We start from the raw sequence: 16295 nt of genomic DNA, 5'->3' as shown, positions 1-16295 counted from the left end.
AGGCGCTTGAACACGTCCGCGAACACGTTCGCGAGCCCCTCCGCGTACGGGCTGCCGTCGTGGATGGTGGCCGCCCGGCGAACACCCAGGAAGTGGTACGCGAACTGCGCCGCCGCCCGCCCCTGCACCAGGTCGTTGTGGGCGGTCCGCAGGTAGCAGGCGTACTCAGGACCGCGCTTGGGGTCCGTCAGGCGCGGGGCGGTGTTGGAGGGGGACACGGTCACGATGCCCGCCTTGCACAGGATGGGCGCACCCGGGACGGCCTCGCTGGAGCAGCTGCTCCCGACGGCCGCCACGATCTGGCGGTTCGCCGCCAGCTTGGTGGCCGCGGTGGTGCCGCCTTCTGCGTTACACCCGGTGTCCTCGCCGATCAGCCGCACGGGGTGGCCCGCCACGGTCTTCTTGTCGTCGATGGCGATCTCGATTCCGCGCCGGCTGTCCACTCCCAGGCTGGCGTCGGGTCCTGCCACCACCAGCCAGTACGCGATCACGATGGGCTGTCCGCGGGCCACGCGGACCACGCCCCACTCGTCCGTCACGGGCCCCAGGCGGACCGGGGCCGCGGGAGATACGAGGTAGATGCTCCCCACGACGAAGGCCAGGAGTGCTACCACCAGCAACGTCCGGACCAGGCTAGCGCGGTACATCCTGAAGATCCCCCCTTTGCGAAGAGTCTCGTGGACCTGCACCGTCCCTATTCTACGCCGGAGGGGCGTCCAAACCCTCCAGGACTCTCCTGCACCAGGCTCCGGAGGAGGAAGGCCGCGTTGGCAGGCCGCTCTCCCAGGCGGCGCATGAAGTAGGGGTACCAGTCCGGACCGAAGGGCACGTATACCCTGAGGCGACCGCCCTCCTGGACCACCCGAGCCTGGAGGTCCCGTCGCACCCCGTACAGCATCTGGAACTCGAACCGGTCGAGGGGAATCCCGTGCGCCTCGGCGAAGCTTCGGGCGTGGGCAAGGATCCGCTCATCGTGGGTGGCGATGGCGGGCCGGTAGCCCTGCCGCAGCAGCCGTTCCAGGAGCCGCACGTAGGCCCGATCCACGTCCGCCTTGCGGGGATAGGCGATGTGCGGGGGCTCCGCGTAGGCTCCCTTCACGAGGCGGATGCGGGTCCCGAGGCGGAGGAGATCCTCCAGGTCCCGCTCCGAGCGGTACAGGTAGGCCTGGAGGGCTACCCCCACCGTGTCCGGCCCATGACCGGAGGCGCGCAGGTTCCGGTACACCTCCAGGGTAGCCTCCACGTAGCGGCTTGCCTCCATGTCGATCCAGACAAACCCTCCAAGACGCCGGGCCTGTGTGCAGATGCCATCCAGGTTCTCCTCCGCGAGCTTTGGGGAGAGGTCAAGGCCGAGCTGTGTGAGCTTCACGGCGAGATCCGCGTGCAGCGAGCGGCGGTGGATCTCCTCCAGAACCTTCCGGTACAGCACCGCCGCAGCTTGGGCGTCCTCCGGACGTGTGGTGCGCTCTCCCAGGAGGTTCAGGGTAACCGCCTTTCCCTGTGCGTTGAGGCGTGCCGCGGCATCGCACGCCTCCTCCAGGGTTTCCCCCGCCACGAACCGTCGAGCGGCCCGATTTGCCCATCCGTTCCGGGTCACCCACCTCCGCAAGGCCTGCTGCTCCGAGAGGAAGACGAAGAACCGGCGCAGGGCACCTGTCAGCTCCATGGGACCTTCCTACGGCCTGTGGAGGAGGGCGCGGACGGACACGATCTCCACGCCCTCCGCCTCCACCTCCGGAACCATCTCCCGCAGGACCTCCGCCGTGTGGGGCCGGTTGATGTGGCCGATGGCCAGGGCGCTTCCGCGCCTGCGGGCAAGGGCCACGGCCCGGCGCACCTGCTGCCGGATGGCCTCCGGAGCCGGATCGTTGTCCAGGAACACGGACCGGACGGCAATGGGTACTTTCAACTCCTCCGCGACCTGTTCCGCCACGCTCCGGGGAGAGGTTCGGGAGTCCACGAAGAACAGTCCTCGCTCCTGCACCACCCGCATCACTGCCCGCACCACCCGGGGGTCCGAAGTACCCCGGGAGCCCATATGGTTGTTGATCCCCACCACCCCTGGGAGTCGGTCGAGGTGAGATCGCACCACCCGGATGATCTCCTCTTCGGACATCTCCCCGTACACGCCTCCTGGGCCCATGGCTCGTACTTTTTCGGGGTCCTCCGGTTCCATGGGAAGGTGCAGGAGGACGTCCAGGCCAGCCCCCGAAGCCCGCCGGGCGAGCTCCGTGCTGTGGGGAAGCCCGGGCAGGATGGCAAGGGCCACGGGTCGTCCGATCCGAGTGGCCCGGTCCAGTTCCTCCAGACGTCCCCCCGCGTCGTCGAGGATGAAGGCCACCCGGGGGCGGGGAATGGGACCGGAGGGCTCAGAGGGAACGAGGCGTAGACGGAGCACGGGGAGCAGACGGCCGCGGTACTCCATCCCGAACTCCACCACCTGCCCTACCCCCTCGGGACGGCTTCCGAGCAGAACCCCTCCCTCCTGTTCCACCTCCTGAACCAGCTGACCGAGCACCGCCTTTACGTTCTGCCCCGGTGCCAGGTGGGCCCGGTACCGCCACCAGGGCCAGCGGGTCGTGCCGTCCCTCCGTATCTCCTCTGTCTCCCGGTGGATCTGGGTGTCTGGGGGAAGGACACGCAGAACCACGCGATGGATTCCCCACGCCTCCCGCCCCAGATCTATGACCTTCCGCGGGGGATGCGGAGACGGTTTGGCCACAGGGATAAGGGGCGTGGGCGATGGGCGAAAGGAACGCACCGGCTCCCTTTGGGGGGTCCGGCCCCAGAGGAGGATCCCCGCGGCCAAGGCCACCCCGATCAGCACAACCCACCTCCACACCCCCTGGGAGGGCCGGCGGCGCCTGCGGGAGGCCCGGGAGGGCACGGGTAGCCCTACCGGCGACGGAGGGCATCCACCGCCCTTCGGAGCTGCTCGAACCGGATGGCCTCCAGCTCCTGAGGGGTCTTCCCCTCCATGCGGTCTCCGGCCACGATGTCCGGCTGGATTCCCTTCCGGTGGATGTCCCGCCTCTTCGGGGTGAGATACTTGGCGGTGGTGATGGTGGCGCCGCGACCTCCCGGTAAGTCCACCACGGAGGTGATCACGCCCTTGCCGAAGGTGCGTTGTCCGACCAGGATCGCGATCCCGGTGTCCTGGAGGGCGCCCGCGAGGATCTCGCTGCAGGAGGCGGTTCCCTCGTTCACCAGGACTGCCACGGGCTTTCGGTACTTCTCCCGGGCCGTGGCGTAGAGGGTGCGCGTCCGGCCGTCCCGGTCCACCTCATGCACGATGGGTCCGGAGGGTACGAAGAAGTCCGCCACCCGGGTGCACTGGTCCACGAGTCCCCCGGGGTTGCTGCGGAGATCCAGCACCAGTCCCTGAGTCTGCACCTGAGAGACCCGCACCATCTGGCGGGCGAATCGGTCCGCGGTGTCCTGGTTGAAGGCGAGGATACGGATGTACGAGAGATCGGCCCCGCGGAGCAGCTGGCGCTCTCGATCGGAAAGCGCCTCCTCCCCCTGCACGCTGGTGATCTCGATGCGATCCCGGGTGATGGTTACCTCGAAGGTGCGTTCCCCCCGCTGGATCCGCAGGCGCACCTGAGTTCCCCGGGGCCCCCGGATCCGGGCCACCGCCTCCTCGATGGGCATCTCCGCGGTGGGGGTTCCATCGATGTGGGTGATATGGTCTCCGGGCCGCAGGCCCGCCCGCCATGCGGGCGTATTCTCGATGGGCGCCACCACCAGCAGGCGCCGCTCCTGCTTCTCGATGAAGATCCCGATGCCGAAAAAGTACCCGCGGAAGTCCTCCTGGAACCGCCGGAACCCCTGGGCGTCGAAGAAGGCGGTATAGGGGTCGTCCAAGGCCTGCAGCATGCCCCGGGCCGCGCCGTCGTAGAGGGCCCGCCAGTCCAGGTCCTTCCGGATGTACTGCCGCGCCAGGGCCTCAGAGAGGGATTGGAGCATCCGGAGTCCCTCGTTCCGGGGATCCGCCGCCTCCACCCCCGCGCGACTGCCTAGGGCATAGCCCGCGGAGAACGCCAGCAGGAGGGCCACAAGACCCGCCATCCACAGGACCGCTGCCCGGCTTCTCCTCATCCACTCCTCCCCGGATCCGCTCCAGGATCCCGCCCCGCACGTCTGGGTCCATGATAGCGGGACGCGGCATCCTCGCCTAGCACGTAGGCCGGAACGTAGACCTCCGCCTCCTGCACGCCGGTTGCTACGAGCACCTGAACCCTCCGGCGCACGTACCCCTCTTCGTAGGCGTCGAGCACAGATAGGGAGGCGGAATCCACATCGTGCAGCACCAGTCCCGAAACGCTCGCCCGCAGGTCCGGCACGATCTCCGGGTAGCCGGAGCGGGTCTGCCGGGGCGATAGCAGCCGCCATCCGGGCAGGCAGGCGGGCTCCGTGGGGAAGGTGCGGCCGGTGAGGCGACGCACGAGTCGCGGATCCCGCAGGGTGCCGTACACGAAGAGGCGTACGGGAGGACCGGAAGCGGACATCTCAAGGACTCCAGAGTGCCTGCTGCAGCTGCCTGCCCCTGTGGGTCCGGAAGTACACGTACCGCATCACCCCTCAACCCCTCGGATCCGCAGGGCCCGCCGGTACGCCTCCCGCCGGGAGATCCCGTAGGCCTGGGCCACCGCTTCCGCCGCGTCCCGCACGGATTCCCCCCGCTCCAGCAGCCGCCGCAGCTCCTGTTCCGCCTCCTCGGCCTCTGGGGACCGAGGAGGAGCACCTTCCACCACCAAGGTGATCTCGCCCCGGGGAGGATGCGCCTCCAGGCGCGCGATGGCATCGCGGACAAAACCCCGGAAGACTTCCTCATGCAGCTTCGTGAGCTCCCGGCAGACCGCCACCCTCCGGTCGCCCATCACCGCCCGCAGGTCCCGCAGGCTCTCCACGATCCGCTCCGGGGACTCGAACAGGATGAGGGTCCCTCGCTCCTCCCGAAGCCCCTCGAAGAACCGGCGGCGCTCGGAGGACTTTCTGGGCACGAATCCCGCGAACAGGAACCGGTCCGTGGGGAGTCCACTGGTCGCCAGCGCCGCGAGAATGGCGCTGGGGCCGGGCACGGGGACTACCGGGATTCTCTCCTCCACGCACGCCCGGACGAGCTGGTAGCCGGGGTCCGAGATCCCCGGGGTGCCCGCGTCGCTCACCAGGGCCACAGACCGGCCCGTGCGGAGGAGCATCAGGAGCTCCTGCGTGCGCCGGCGCTCGTTGTGCTCGTGATAGCTGAGCAGGAGCTTCTGAATCCCGTAGTGCTGCAGGAGCTTGGCGGTATGCCGCGTGTCCTCCGCGGCGATCAGGTCCACCTCCCGTAGGATCCGCAGGGCCCGGAGGGTGATGTCCTCCAGGTTCCCAATGGGGGTGGCGACCACGTACAGGGTCCCCGTTTTCCTCGTCATGGCCTTTCCCACCTCCTGAACCGCTCAGGCGGACCCACGGGATTCCCGCCCGGGATCCGCCCCAGGCCGCAGGAGGGCCTCCAGCAGCAGGATGGCCGCGGTCTTATCCAGGGGCTGGTTGCCATTCCCGCATTTGGGCGACTGGACGCAGGAGGGGCACCCTTCCTCGCAGGGACAGGTCCGGACGGCCTCCAGGGTGGCTCCCAGCCATTCCTCCAGCACTTGGTAGGCGCGCTCCGCAAACCCCATCCCGCCCGGATACCCATCGTACACGAAGATGGAGGCGCGGCCCGTCTGTGGGTGCAGGGGGTAACTGACTCCACCGATGTCCCACCGGTCGCACATGCTGAACAGCGGCAGCAGTCCGATGGCCGCGTGCTCCACCGCGTGGATCCCCCCCGCGAGATCCAGTCCGGCTCGCCGGATGCGCCCCGCGAGGTCCTCCGGAACATCGAATCCCACCGCCACGGTGCGCAGCCGCTGCGGCGGCAGGTCCACGGGGAACACCCCCAGCACCTGATCCGTCTCCAGCCGCTTGCAGGCATACTCCACCACCCGGGTGGTCACCTCCACCTCGGACAGATAGGCCTCCGCAGGACCGAGGGGCTTTCGCAGGAGCTCCCGGCGGATGAGGAGATCGGTGGTGGTGCGGGCCTCCGTGTAGTGATCCGCGGCGATCCACCGCACCCGCGCGATCCCCCGGTGGAGGTCCAGGTCCTCCACCTCATACGTCTCGCCCCGGTGCAGGTAAATCGCCCCCGGGTGTACCTGCGGAAAGGCCCGGGCCTCCTCCACGGTGCCCAGCAGCGCCCCGCGCTCGTCCACGATCCGGATCACCGGTCCTCCCCCGGATCGGATGTTCACCTCCGCGGCCGGGTACCGAGGGCCCCGCCAGTGCAGACAGCCTGCCCGACGCGCGAGATCCCCCCGTTCCACCAGCCACCCTACCACCTCCCGGGCGGGTTCCCCAAAGAGGGCGAAGTCCTCCTCCGTGAGGGGGATCTCCGCGGCGGCGCACCGCAGGTGGTCCGCCAGCAGGTAGGGGTTGTAGGGGTCCACCACCGCCGCCTCCACGGGCCGGCCGAAGAGGAACCGCGGGTGGCGCATGAGGTACTGATCCAAGCTATCCGCAAGCGCGATGAGCACCACCAGACCCTCCCCGGTCCGTCCGGCCCGGCCCGAGCGCTGCTCGAGGCTCGCCACGGTCCCCGGAAACCCTACCAGCACCGCAGCGTCCAGGGCTCCCACGTCAATCCCCAGCTCCAGGGCACTGGTGGAGACCACGCCCATGAGTTCCCCGGTAAACAGCCGCCGCTCGATCTCCCGCCGATCCTCGGGCAGATAGCCGGCCCGGTAGGGCTGGATGCGGGAGGCCAGCTCCGGGGGCAGGCGATCCGCGGCATACCGGTAGATGAGCTCCGCGGTCCTGCGGGCTTGGGTGAACACGATGGTGCGCACCCCCTTCCGGATCAGGGTGCAGAAGAGCTCCGTGGCCTCCCGATAGGGGCTTTGGCGAAAGCGACCGGAGGGGTCCAGGGGCGGGTTCCACAGGAGGAAGTGCCGGGCGTGTCGCGGGGACCCGTCCTCCGAGATGACCCGCACGGGCCGGCCGAGGAGGCGCAGGGCGAAGTCCCAAGGGTTTGCAAGAGTGGCCGAGGTGCAGAGGAACTGCACCTCGGCCCCGTAGGCCCGGCAGACGCGTTCGAGTCGGCGCAGCACCAAGGCCACATGGCTTCCGAACACCCCCCGGTACACGTGGAGGTCGTCGAGGACCACGTACCGGAGGTTCGCGAACACGTGGGCCCACCGGCGGTGCTGGGGAAGGATCCCCATGTGCAGCATGTCGGGGTTCGTCAGGAGGATCTGGGCGGTGTCCCGGATGTAGGACCGGTCCCTGGGTGGGGTGTCCCCATCGTAAATCCCAGCCCAGAGGCGCAGTCCCAGAGAACGCAACGCATCCAGCTGGTCCTGGGCGAGGGCCTTGGTGGGGTATACGAACAGGGCCCGGATGCGAGGATCCCGGAGGATGCGCTCCAGGATGGGAAGGGTGTAGCACAGGGTTTTCCCGCTCGCGGTTGAGGTGGTGACCACCACGGACTCCCCTGCCCGTACCGCGTCCACGGCCAGGGCTTGGTGGAGGTACAGCCGCTCGATCCCCTTTCGCCTCAGGGCGTTCCGCAGCGGAGGGGCGAGGGGGTGGAGGGGGTCCGCGTACCGCGCGGTGCGGGGAGGGAAGGACTCTACGTGCACGATCCGGTCCCCGTACCGGGCACGCAGGAAGCGGAGGAGCGCGGAGAGGTCGGCCGACACCTTGACGGGTTCCTCCGGTTTTCCTACGATGGAATGCTGCACGGGCCGGAGTGGCGGAACGGCAGACGCGCTACGTTCAGGGCGTAGTGGGCGCAAAGCCCGTGGGGGTTCAAATCCCTCCTCCGGCACCATCCCCTCCGACCCGGCAGGGGGATTCGCATGTCCGACGAATCGGCCCTTTCTCCCACCCAAGACTTGGAGGTCCTCCCGCACCTCCGCGGGTTTCCGGAGGACCTCGCGCGGTTCACGAACCTTCTCAAGCAGGCCCACCCCCGGGGCAGGTCCGCCATCGGCTTGATCATACACCGGCCCGGGCCGGACCGGTTCCTGCGGAGGGTGTGCGAGGCGGTCGCCCGAGGGGAGGCCATCCTCACCACCTATGAGGCGGCCGCGCTGCTGGGTCTTCCCGCGGGAGAGCTCGTGCGTCGGCTGGAGGCCGGGGAGCTCCCCGAGCCCGTGTACCGAGAGGGCCAGAAGCTCATCTGGCGTCGGGAGCAGCTGCCGGGGGCGTAGGTGGCGAGGATTGCGCTCCATGTGGTGTGCAAGGCCTGCATGAGGAGGTACGACACCCACGTACGCACAGACCCGGAGTCCTTCCGGAAGGGAACCTTTGCGGCCAACTACCATACCTGCCCTCACTGCGGGGCCACGGAGATCTACCGGAAGGCCGACTATGTGCTGTTGGATGCCCGGACGGGGGAGCCCATGGAGCGCCCTTAGCCGGGCGCGTGGTATACTGGACCCAAGTCAACACCGGTGCGCGAATTCTCCCGGGAAAGGAGGGAGACGAAAATGGTTCGGTACGAGGCCAAGAAGTTCCGGTCCTTCGAGGTGGAGCTGGACGGCATCAGCAAGCGCACCATGGAGGAGCACTACAAGCTCTACCAGGGCTACGTGAACAAGGCCAATGAGATCCTGGAGAAGCTCGCAGCCCTGGACAAGGACCCCGCCAAGGCCAACCCCACCTACTCCGACATCCGGGAGCTGAAGGTGGAGCTCACCCGTGCCCTCGGGGGTGTAAAGAACCACGAGATCTACTTCGATCACCTGGGCGGCCCAGGCGGCAAGCCCCAGGGAGCGCTGCTGCAGCTCATCGAACGGGACTTCGGTTCGTTCGAGGAGTGGCAGAAGGACCTGAAGGCCACGGGGATCGCGGCCCGGGGATGGGCGTGGCTCGCCTACGATTGGGACGTGGGGCGACTCTTCAACTATATCGGCGACGAACAGAACACATACCCCGTGTGGAACTGCACGCCGCTGGTGGCCTTGGACGTCTTCGAGCACGCCTACTTCATCGACTTCGGCACCAACAAGGGCGCTTACATCGACGCCTTCTTCCGCAACCTCGATTGGGAGGCGGTGGTCCGTCGGGCGGAGCGGTTCGGCATCCTGCGGCACGCGGGCGTGACGGGATCCTAAGCCCTCCGGGCCCCGGGAGGGGGCAGGGAAGCCGTCCTTTTTTCGCGGGCCGAGGAGGAATTTCCCTCGCGGCAAAGAAAGTTCACCGCACCCACCGGAAGGGGGGCAAGGGGGATGCGGGAACAGCGGCTCTGCTGCCCATACTGCGAAACCGTGATGGAGCTCCGGTTCGAGCCTCGGGCCCGGGAGGCCTCCTGGTATGAGTGCCCCATCTGCGGGCACCGGGTGGAACCCGAGGGGCTCCGCTCCCTGGACGACGAAATGCCTCCGCGCCGCTCCTACCTCCAGTGAGCCCCTCATGGCCCTGCCCCTCACCCGTCCATGCCCCGTGTGCGGTGCGGAGATGGAGCTGGTGGTCTCGGACGAGGTCAGTTCCGCGTACGTCTACGAGTGCACGGAGTGCGGCTTCCAAACCCAGGAGGTCTCGGAAGGCCTCGAGGAGTTCCCGGAAGAGGAGTGGGGACCAGGAGACCTGGAGGAAGAGGAAGAGGAGGGAATCTAGGGGATGAGGGTCGTCTACGCGGTGGCCCCCTCCCCCCTGGGAAGGATGCTGGTGGCCGCCACCGTGCGGGGGGTGTGTGCGGTCATGTGGGGGGAGAAGGCCGCATTGGAGCGTCTCATCCGCCGGATGAGCCCTCAGGCCGAGCGGGGGGAGGCGGATCCAGAGCTGCGGGTGTTCGTCTCCTCCCTGCAGGCCTACCTCGCCGGTACCTCGACGGTGCTGGATCTGCTCGTAGACTTTTGGGGAACCCCGTTCCAGCGGACCGTGTGGCGAGCCCTGCGGAGCATTCCCCGGGGCGAGGTTCGATCCTACGCGGAGGTGGCCCGGGCCATCGGGCACCCCAGGGCGGTCCGGGCCGTGGGCCAGGCATGCGCCGCCAATCCTGTGGCCGTCCTCGTCCCCTGCCACCGGGTGATCCGTAGCGACGGGGGGCTAGGCGGATATGGATGGGGAGTGCACCGGAAGCGGGCGCTGCTCAGGTTGGAAGGAGTCCTCCTCGGATCTACTCGGAGAAGACCACCTCTCCCCCGAGGACCGTCATCCGCACCCGCGTCTGCGGGAGCGCTTCAGGCCTTTGCAGGATGTCCTGATCCAGCGCCACGAGATCGCACACCTTTCCCACCTCCAGACTTCCCTTGAGGTACTCCTCCCCCGCGGCGTACGCAGGACCCAGGGTATAGGCCCGAAGGGCCTCCCAGACGGAGAGGGCTTCCTCCGGGCCTGGAAGCTCCCTCCGATCCTCCGGGTGGCGGCGGAAAACCGCCACGTACAGACTCCGCAGCACATCCGGGGCCTCCACGGGCGCATCGCTCCCGAAGGCGAGCACGGCCCCGCTCCGGAGCAGGGACCGCCATGCATAGGCGCACCGGGAGCGGGCACCCCAGTGTTGCCGCGCGAGCGCCTCATCGCTCGCGCAGTGGGAGGGCTGCATGGAGGCCACCAGCCGGAGCCGCCCGAACCGCGGCAGATCTAGCGGGTGCACCAGCTGGGCGTGCTCCACCCGATGGCGAAGCCCGCAACGGCGGCTCACCTCCTGCGCAGCCTCGAAGGCGTCGAGGACCCAGCGGACCGCGCGGTCGCCAATGGCGTGCACCGCGCAGGGCCACCCCGCCCGCGCGGCCCGGGCCACGAGATCTCGCAGCTCTTCCGGCTCGTACGCGGCAATCCCTACGTTCTGGGGCTGCCCCTCGTAGGGTTCCAGCATGGCCGCGGTCCGCGAACGCAGGGTGCCGTCCGCGAAGATCTTCACAAAGCCCACCCGCAGCCACTCGTCCCCCAGGCCCGAACGCAGCCCGAGCCGCCGGGCTTCCTCCAGGCGGTGTGCGGGGATCGCGACCACCACCCGGAGCCGCAGGCTCCCCGCCTGGTGTAGACGCTGCAGAACCGCAAGCACGGAGCGATCTTCGGCCGGGCCTACCATCTCGTGTACCCCCGTGATCCCGTACCGATGGAGGTCGCGCACCGCCTCCAGAATTGCGGATTCCACCTCCCCCTCCGGAGGCGGCGGAACCGCCCGGGCCACGAGGGCCGTGGCCGCCTCCCGGAGCACCCCGGTGGGGTCTTCTCCTTCCCGGTCGATGGTTCCGCCGGGTGGATCCGGCGTCCCAGGCCCCAGGCCCGCCCGGATGAGGGCTAGGGAGTTGCACCAGAGGAGGTGCCCATCCCGGCTCCACAGCACTACCGGGTTCTCTGGGGAAACCGCGTCGAGGTCTGCCCGGCTGGGCAGCCGTCCTTCGGGCCACCCGCTCGGCTCCCACCCGCGTCCCAGGATCCAGCTGCCCGGAGTGGCCCGACGCACCGCCTCCGCCACCCGCAGAACCGCGTCCCGGAGGGAGCCCACCCCTTCCAGGTTCACCCAGCGGCGGGAAAGACCGAGGGCGACTAGGTGCAGGTGCGCGTCCGTGAAGGCGGGGAGGACCACAAGCCCCCCCAGGTCCACCTCCGCGAACTCCGGGAATCGATCCCGAACCTCTCCATCCGTCCCCACGGCCACGATTCGGCCCTGCCAGCAGGCCAGAGCCTGCGCCACGGTGTCCGCGCGGTTCAGGGTGTAGATCCGACCGTTATGGAACCGAACGCCCCGCACTACGCGCCTTCCAGGGGAGCCAAAGCGGCCAATTCCTCCACGTCCTCCGGGCTCAGCTGCACCTCCGCAGCCCGGGCGTTCTCCACCACCTGTTCTGGCCGCGTGGCGCCTGCGATCACCGTGCACACCGCGGGCCGGTGGAGCAGCCACGCGATGGCGAGCTGTGCCAGTCCGTATCCGTGTTCCCGGGCCCATTCCTCCAGCCGTCGCACGATGGTGAAGTTCCGTGGAGTGGCGAACCGGTTCCGCATGTGCTCCAGTCGCGCGAACCGGCTCCCCGGAGGTGGGGGTTCATCTTCCCGGTACTTGCCCGTGAGCAGCCCTCCGGCCAGGGGGAAGTACGGGATCACGCCCACTCCCAGGGAAGCACACGCGGGCAACAGCTCCCGTTCGACAGCTCGGTCCAGGAGGCTGTACTCCGGCTGCACCGTGGCGAATCGCGCAAAGCCCCGGCGGTCCGCGAGCCACAGGGACCAGACCAGTTGCCAAGCGGCGAAGTTGGAGCACCCGATGTACCGTACCTTTCCCTGGCGCACGAGGTCGTTCAGCGCCTCCAGGGTCTCCTCCAGGGGCGTCTCTGGGTCCCACCGGTGAATCTGATAGAGGTCTACATAGTCGGTCTGCAGGCGCCGGAGGCTGCGCTCGATGCCCGCCAGGATCCGGGCACGGGAGGCTCCCCGCTCGTTGGGTCTCGGGCCCAGCTCCCATCCCACCTTGGTGGCGATCACCACCCCCTCCCGATGTCCCCGAAGAGCCTGCCCCAGGAACTCCTCCGACTGCCCGCCTCCGTAGCTGTCCGCGGTGTCGAAGAAGTTGATCCCGCACTCCAGGGCCTTATGGACCACCCGGACGGTCTGCTCCGCGTCACACACCCGTCCGAAGTTGTTCCCGCCCAGACCCACTACCGAAACCTTCAGCCCCGTGGTGCCCAACCGCCGATACTTCACCCCACACCTCCTCTAACCTCCCTGGATACCGTTCCCATTGTGGCGGATAGGGCTCCGCGGCCGGAAGGATTTCCCAGGGGCAATGGCGTACAAAAATCGTCCAAGAAGCCCGTGGGGGGCATCCTGAGGGGGTGGGGGCGATGCGGAGAAGGCCCAGCCTGTCTGTAGCGGGGATCGTTGCGGTCGTCGGGATTTTGGCCCTCGTCGGGACGGCCAGCTCCAGCCCGGCCGGACCCTACGGGGGGATCCTGCGGGTGGTAGACGAACCCCCGGGAGAACCGTTCGGGGTTCCCTGGGAGATCACGGCCTTCGGCACCATCCCCGCCATCCCTTCCTTGGAGCCTCTCATCTGGATGGACCGGGACGGAACCCCCAGGCCGCTCCTCGCCCGCCGGTGGGAGCTCTCCCCGGACCGTCGGCAGCTCACCCTGCTGCTCCGCCAGGGTGTGCGGTTTCACGACGGCTCCGCCTTCGACGCCCGGGCGGTGCGGTTCGCCCTGGAAAACCAGAAGAAGGCAGGCCGCTTTCCGGACCTCGTCCGGGTAGAGGTCCTGGAGCCGGATCGAGTGCGGCTTGTGTACCGGCGGTGGGACAACCGGATCCTGGTGGGTCTCGCGGGAACCTTCGCCATGGTGGTCTCCCCGCAGGCCATCTCGAGGATGGGGCTGGAGCGCGCACGGTGGCATCCCGTGGGGACCGGGCCGTTCCAGTTCGTCCGGTACGAACGGGACAGCTACGTCCGATACCGGAAGTTCCCTCAGTACTGGGACCGCGGTAAACCGTACCTGGACGAGCTGGAGCTGCGGTTCATCCGCGACCTCCAGACCCTCAAGGCAGCCCTCCTGGCCCGGCAGGTGGACGTGGCGGGCATCCAGGACCCCCGTGTCATCCGGGAGCTGCAGGCCGCGGGTTTCCGGCTGGTGGGTGCTCCCAACTACATCGTGATGCTGGTGCCGGACAGCGCCAACGCCAACTCCCCGCTCGCGAAGCGGGAGGTCCGGGAGGCCGTCTCGTACGCCATCGACCGGCAGGCCATCGTGCAGGCCCTGGGTCCGGGGGTCCTGCAGGTCACCAATCAGATCGCCTTCCCGGAACACAGTGCCTACCTGCGCGATCTCCCTCCGACCCCTTACAATCCGAACCGCGCAAAGGAGCTGCTCGCCCAGGCCGGGTATCCCAATGGTTTCCAGACACGGCTCATCGCTCCGCCCTTCGTGGAACGGGATGCGGTGGTGGCCATTCAGCGGTACCTCTCGAAGATCGGCATCCAGGCAGATCCGGAGTTCCCGGAGATCGGCCGGTACCGGGAGTACCAGACCAAGGGCTGGACGGGGTTTCTGGTGCAGCTCTATGGGTTCTTCGCGAACTACAACAGCATGATCGGTTTTTACTACATCGAGGCTCCGGAGGGATACGTAAGCCTGCGTCGGCCGCCGCAGCTGCAGTCCCTCTTCCAGCAGTCCATCGCCACCCTGCAGCCGGAGCCCACACGGACCCAGGCCGTCCACCGGTTGCTGCTCGAGGATCGCACGGTGATCCCGCTGTGGATGGGTCCCCGGGTGTACGTAGCTGCTCCGCACGTACACAACACCCACCACATGCGGGGGGTCGCCTGGCCCTTCTGGAAGCCTGCGGAGGCGTGGGTGGAGCGGCGCTGAGGGCAGCTTCTCATGACCTCCCCCCTCCTGTTCCCCAGCCCCCGTGAGATTCAGACCCCTCCGGGCGCAGAGGGGTGGGAGGCACTCTATCCCTACTACCTCCGGTTCGGGGAAGCGTGGGAGGAGCAGAGCCTGTGGATATTTGGAACCATCCACTTCGCGGAAGTGCTCGCGCCCTTCGATGCCATCATGGTGGAGGCCACCCACCTAGCTCTGGGACAGATGAACAGCCGCACCTTTGCAGTCCCTCCCGCCATGGGCATCGCGGCCCGCATCCTGAACGGATACCTCTACATCAGCCCGATTCCGGTCCAGGACCCTCAGAGGATCCTGGAACGGGCGGAGCTGTTTCAGACGCGGGCTGGATACTACTACACGCACTGGAACGACATCTATGCGGAATGGAAGGAGAAGGTCCAGGCGGAGATCGAACGGCTGAGGGCACTCTCTTTCGGGGACCTCCCCGAGGTGGAACCCGAATCCTTCGTAGTGGAGCGTCGAGGGTATGGCTCCGCCCTGGACCTCCTCGCCACATACCACCGCCTCCTGGAGAGCGTTTTCCGGGTGTGGCAGTACCACATGGAGGTGGTGCTCATCGGGTTCGCCGCCTACTTCACCTTCTACGAGTTCTGCAGAAGAGCGTTCCCGGAGATCTCCGACCAAGCCATCACCCAAATGGTGGGCGCCATCGACGTAACCACGTTCCGCCCCAACGAAGAGCTGAAGCGCCTGGCGCGGCGTGCGGTGGAGCTCGGGGTGGACGGCTATTTCGAGCCCGTGGCGGACGTGAAGGAGGTGTTCCAGAAGCTGGAACAGACCGACGCAGGTCGGGCATGGCTGGAGGAGTGGCGTCGGAGTTCGGATCCCTGGTTCTTCATGAACACGGGGGACGGGCTCCAGCATCACTTCCGGACATGGGCGGACGATCCGGGGACTGTTTTCGGAATCCTGTGTGACTACGTGGCAAAGGCGAGACGGGGTGAGTCCCTGGAACGGGACAGAGAAGGCCGCCGCCGGGAGCGGGACCGGATCACGGAGGGGTACCGGGCTTTGCTGCAGACGGAGGAGGACCGGAAGGCCTTCGAAGAGCTCCTGGATCTTGTGCGCAACGTGTACTACGCCATCGAGGACCACCAATTCTACGTGGAGCACTGGTACCAGAGCATCTTCTGGAACAAGGTACGGGAGCTGGGACGGCTCCTCACCCGGCAGGGCATCCTCCACAACGAGGAGGATATCTTCTACCTCCACTGGACGGAGGTCCACACGGCTCTGATGGACATGCTTCTGGGCTGGGCCATCGGGGTTTCTGCCAAGGGCGGGCACTACTGGCAAAGGATCGTGGACCACAGGCGGGCCATCCTGGAACGGCTGCGCGGATGGATCCCCCTCCCCGCACTGGGGCAGCTCCCGGAAGCGGTGGTGGATCCCGCGGTGGTGATGCTCGGGGGGATCACTCCGGAACGCCTCCGGGAGTGGGCGGAGGGGGTGCGGGAGGAAGGGAAGGTCCTCCGGGGCATCGGGGCATCACCGGGTACCGCAGAGGGCATCGCCCGGGTGGTGCTCCGAACTGAGCAGCTCACGGAAGTGCAGGATGGGGAGATCTTGGTGTGTTATGCGACGCAGCCCAGCTGGACTCCGGTGCTCTCCCGGGTGCGAGGGACGGTGACCGACGCGGGAGGACTGATGTCCCACGCGGCCATCGTGGCCCGGGAGTTCGGAATCCCCGCGGTGCTCGGAACCGGTTCTGCCACGAAGCGCATCCGGACCGGACAGAGGCTCTGGATCGATGGGGACGCGGGGATCGTAAGGATCCTAGATTGAGGGCTTAAGAGAACCGCAACGCGATCGCGATGCGGGCCCGTGCGGGCTCAGGCACACCACCCTTCCCACCACCAGGGTGGCGGGCGGAGGCAACCCCGCCTCCGCCACCTTCCGGGCGATCTCCCAAAG

16 protein-coding genes, 1 tRNA gene and 1 pseudogene are annotated in these 16295 nt (G+C 67.9%); 9 read left to right on the top strand and 9 right to left on the bottom strand.

The window, feature by feature from the left end; genetic code table 11:
• The 7 genes from N0A24_11760 to N0A24_11730 all read right to left on the bottom strand — a co-directional run.
• Positions 1-647, bottom strand: a 647-nt coding sequence (locus tag N0A24_11760) for a branched-chain amino acid ABC transporter substrate-binding protein (protein MCS7174018.1), incomplete at its 3' end; no start/stop codon positions are given.
• A gap of 47 nt (positions 648-694) precedes the next feature.
• On the bottom strand, positions 695-1666 hold the full coding sequence (locus tag N0A24_11755; protein ID MCS7174017.1) for a proline dehydrogenase family protein: 972 nt from the start codon (positions 1664-1666) through the stop codon (positions 695-697).
• Positions 1667-1675: 9 nt separating this feature from the next.
• Positions 1676-2827 carry a divergent polysaccharide deacetylase family protein gene (locus N0A24_11750; protein MCS7174016.1) on the bottom strand — a complete coding sequence of 384 codons (1152 nt, stop codon included), beginning with the start codon at positions 2825-2827 and terminating at the stop codon, positions 1676-1678.
• Positions 2828-2895: 68 nt separating this feature from the next.
• Positions 2896-4101, bottom strand: coding sequence for a S41 family peptidase (locus N0A24_11745; protein MCS7174015.1), 1206 nt, complete (start codon positions 4099-4101; stop codon positions 2896-2898).
• The gene (locus tag N0A24_11740) at positions 4098-4511 is read right to left on the bottom strand and encodes a gamma-glutamylcyclotransferase (protein MCS7174014.1); all 414 of its coding nucleotides are present in this window, start codon (positions 4509-4511) and stop codon (positions 4098-4100) included. The genes N0A24_11745 and N0A24_11740 overlap by 4 nt, the downstream gene beginning before the upstream one ends.
• Positions 4512-4577: 66 nt before the next feature.
• Complete coding sequence (gene rsmI, locus N0A24_11735) at positions 4578-5420, bottom strand: 16S rRNA (cytidine(1402)-2'-O)-methyltransferase (protein ID MCS7174013.1); 843 nt, start codon at positions 5418-5420, stop codon at positions 4578-4580.
• Between the two features lie 24 nt (positions 5421-5444).
• A complete protein-coding gene (locus tag N0A24_11730; GenBank protein ID MCS7174012.1) occupies positions 5445-7730 on the bottom strand; it encodes a DEAD/DEAH box helicase in 2286 nt (761 codons plus the stop codon).
• Positions 7731-7774: 44 nt separating this feature from the next.
• On the opposite strand from N0A24_11730, the gene N0A24_11725 reads away from it, so the two are divergent.
• The 7 genes and pseudogenes from N0A24_11725 (at position 7775) to N0A24_11695 (ending at position 10131) form a co-directional block, all read left to right on the top strand.
• Positions 7775-7861 (top strand) — tRNA-Leu (locus N0A24_11725).
• Positions 7862-7889: 28 nt separating this feature from the next.
• Positions 7890-8243: a hypothetical protein gene (locus N0A24_11720; protein ID MCS7174011.1), complete on the top strand. Its 354-nt coding sequence runs from the start codon at positions 7890-7892 to the stop codon at positions 8241-8243.
• Positions 8244-8282: 39 nt separating this feature from the next.
• Positions 8283-8450, top strand: a complete 168-nt coding sequence (locus N0A24_11715; protein MCS7174010.1) for a hypothetical protein — start codon at positions 8283-8285, stop codon at positions 8448-8450.
• 72 nt (positions 8451-8522) lie between these two features.
• On the top strand, positions 8523-9149 hold the full coding sequence (locus N0A24_11710; protein ID MCS7174009.1) for a Fe-Mn family superoxide dismutase: 627 nt from the start codon (positions 8523-8525) through the stop codon (positions 9147-9149).
• A 114-nt stretch (positions 9150-9263) separates the two neighbouring features.
• On the top strand, positions 9264-9440 hold the full coding sequence (locus N0A24_11705) for a hypothetical protein (GenBank protein MCS7174008.1): 177 nt from the start codon (positions 9264-9266) through the stop codon (positions 9438-9440).
• 7 nt (positions 9441-9447) lie between these two features.
• Complete coding sequence (locus N0A24_11700) at positions 9448-9651, top strand: hypothetical protein (GenBank protein ID MCS7174007.1); 204 nt, start codon at positions 9448-9450, stop codon at positions 9649-9651.
• A 45-nt stretch (positions 9652-9696) separates the two neighbouring features.
• Positions 9697-10131, top strand: a pseudogene (locus N0A24_11695) (methylated-DNA--[protein]-cysteine S-methyltransferase).
• 22 nt (positions 10132-10153) lie between these two features.
• Here N0A24_11695 and N0A24_11690 read toward each other — a convergent pair.
• Both N0A24_11690 and N0A24_11685 read right to left on the bottom strand, forming a co-directional pair.
• Positions 10154-11737 carry an amidohydrolase gene (locus tag N0A24_11690; protein MCS7174006.1) on the bottom strand — a complete coding sequence of 528 codons (1584 nt, stop codon included), beginning with the start codon at positions 11735-11737 and terminating at the stop codon, positions 10154-10156.
• Positions 11737-12684, bottom strand: coding sequence for an aldo/keto reductase (locus N0A24_11685; protein ID MCS7174005.1), 948 nt, complete (start codon positions 12682-12684; stop codon positions 11737-11739). The genes N0A24_11690 and N0A24_11685 overlap by 1 nt, the downstream gene beginning before the upstream one ends.
• 140 nt (positions 12685-12824) lie before the next feature.
• Between N0A24_11685 and N0A24_11680 the strand changes: the two genes are divergently transcribed.
• Together N0A24_11680 and N0A24_11675 are read left to right on the top strand one after the other, a co-directional pair.
• Positions 12825-14342: an ABC transporter substrate-binding protein gene (locus N0A24_11680; protein MCS7174004.1), complete on the top strand. Its 1518-nt coding sequence runs from the start codon at positions 12825-12827 to the stop codon at positions 14340-14342.
• Positions 14343-14354: 12 nt separating this feature from the next.
• Positions 14355-16166, top strand: a complete 1812-nt coding sequence (locus N0A24_11675) for a PEP-utilizing enzyme (GenBank protein ID MCS7174003.1) — start codon at positions 14355-14357, stop codon at positions 16164-16166.
• Positions 16167-16295: the final 129 nt, after the last annotated feature.

Source organism: Armatimonadota bacterium, from assembly GCA_025059775.1.
In the GTDB taxonomy this organism is placed as follows: Bacteria; Sysuimicrobiota; Sysuimicrobiia; order Sysuimicrobiales; family Sysuimicrobiaceae; genus Sysuimicrobium.
Note: the sequence above shows the minus strand (reverse complement) of the source record. Positions and strands in the feature narration are given on the sequence as shown.